Source organism: Caulobacter sp. HMWF025 (assembly GCF_003060965.1).
GTDB lineage: Bacteria > Pseudomonadota > Alphaproteobacteria > Caulobacterales > Caulobacteraceae > Caulobacter.
In genome coordinates this window covers 1-2,098 of sequence record NZ_QAII01000175.1, presented here as the reverse complement: position 1 = coordinate 2,098, position 2,098 = coordinate 1, and the positions used below count along the sequence as shown (strand labels likewise).

Genomic DNA, 2,098 nt, shown 5'->3' with positions numbered 1-2,098 from the left:
CGGTGTCATTGCCGGCGGTGGGCGCGGTGTTGAGCACCACCACCTGGTCGGCGAACTGCAGCGTACGGACATTGGTCAGGGTGTCTGAGCCGTCATTGCCCGCAATGCCGGCCTGCAGGTCGGTGACCGTGGTCACGCCCGCAACCGTGCTGATCGAATAGTCGGCGCGCACGCCGGCGAAGATGGCGCGGTTGGCACCGGTCCCACCGTCCAGGGTGTCGTTGCCGGCGCCCCCGACCAGGGTGTCGTTGCCCTCGCCGCCGTTCAGCTGGTCCAGGCCCGCCAGGCCGACGAGGGAGTCATCGCCGCCCAGGCCGTTAATGGTGTCATTGAGGATGGTGCCGATCAGCGACGTCCCGCCCTGGTCAGGCCCGGCCGTGCCGTTGATCACCAGGCCCGCCAGGCCGGTATCCACCGACACATCCTGGTCGGCGAAGCGCAGCAACTGCACATTGCGCACGGTGTCGGAGCCATCGGGCGAGCCGCCGCGATTGTCGATGACCATCAGGCCGGTCTGGTTGCCCGTGACGGTATAGTTGGCCCGGTTGCCCGAGAAGAAGGCGACATTGTCGCCGTCGCCGCCGTCCAGGTCGTCATTGCCCGCGCCGCCGACCAGGCTGTCATCGCCATCGCCACCGTCGAGGGTGTCATTGCCGCTATCGCCTTGCAGATAGTCGACGCCCTCGCCGCCCCGCAGGGTGTCTGCACCAGACTGGCCGTACAGGCTGTCATTGCCCGTGCCGCCGCTGACGCTATCGGCATATTCCCAGCCGCGCACGCTGTCATTGTCGGCGCCGCCATCGAGGATGTTGCCGTCGGCGTAGTTGTAGCCCTGGATGGTGTCGTTTCCGGCCCCGCCATCGACGCTCGCGGGGACCCAGCCGGCATTGTAGTTGGGATAGAAATAGAGGTAGTCGGCCCCGTCGCCGCCCGAGATCGTGCCCGCCGCATAGATGGTGTCGTTACCGGCACCGCCATCAACGGTGTTGGAACCCTCGCTGTCCTCGATATAGTCGGCGCCGTCGCCGCCCGACAGGCTGTCGCCACTGGCGTTGCCGTAGATCGTGTCGTTGTCGGCTCCGCCCTCCAGGGTGTCTTCACCGGCATTGCCGTAAAGCGCGTCGTTCCCGTCTCCGCCCTGGGCGCTGTCATTGCCCGCGTCGCCCGACAGAACGTCAGCGCCCAGGCCTCCCAGAAGGGTGTCGGCGCCGTTGCCGCCGGTGGCCGTGTCATTGCCCTCGCCGCCGTCCAGCAGGTCGCTGCCGCTCAGGCCGATCAGGCTGTCATTGCCGCCCAGGCCGTCGAGCGTGTCGTTGGCCGCCGAGCCGGTGAGGGTCTCGCCCGCCGCCGTGCCCGGGAACAGGCCGCCAGGGTTGAGGCCGAAGGTCAGGTCGTCGTCGGCAAAGGTGGCGACCTCGATATTGACGAAGGTGTCTGTCCCGTCCGGCGAGCCCGGGCGGTTGTCGGTGATGGTGACCACGCCGGTGACGGCGTCCTGCACCACGGTATAGTCGCCGACATTGCCGCTGAAATAGACCGTGTCGGGCCCTGCGCCGCCGTCGATGCTGTCATTGCCAGAACCGCCGCTGAGGCTGTCTGAGCCGTCACCGCCGGTCAGGGTGTCATTGCCGCTGTCGCCCTGCAGATAGTCGTCGCCGTCGCCGCCACTGAGGCTGTCGTGGCTCGACTGGCCATACAGGCTGTCATTGCCCGAGCCGCCGATGACGGTGTCGGCATATTCCCAGCCGCGCACATAGTCGTTGTCGGCCCCGCCATCGAGGGTGTTGCCGTCGGCGTAGTTGTAGCCCTGGATGGTGTCGTTGCCGGCCCCGCCGGACACGCTCGCGGGCATCCAGCCGGCATTGTAGTTGGGGTAGTAGTAGATGTAGTCGGCCCCATCGCCGCCCGAGATCGAGCCTGCGGCATAGATGGTGTCGTTGCCCGCGCCGCCGTCGACGGTGTTGGAGCCCTCGCTGTCCTCGATGTAGTCGGCCCCGTCGCCGCCGCTGAGGCTGTCGCCCTCGGCATTGCCATAGAGGGTGTCGTTGTCGCCGCCGCCGTCCAGAGTGTCAGACCCGGCGTTGCCATAGAAGGTGTC

At 67.4% G+C, this 2,098-nt stretch carries 1 protein-coding gene; it reads right to left on the bottom strand.

Annotation, left to right across the window (positions count from 1 at the left end; all coding sequences use genetic code 11):
- Nucleotides 1–2,098, bottom strand: a 2,098-nt coding sequence (locus DBR10_RS18215; RefSeq protein ID WP_199225365.1) for a calcium-binding protein, incomplete at both ends; no start/stop codon positions are given.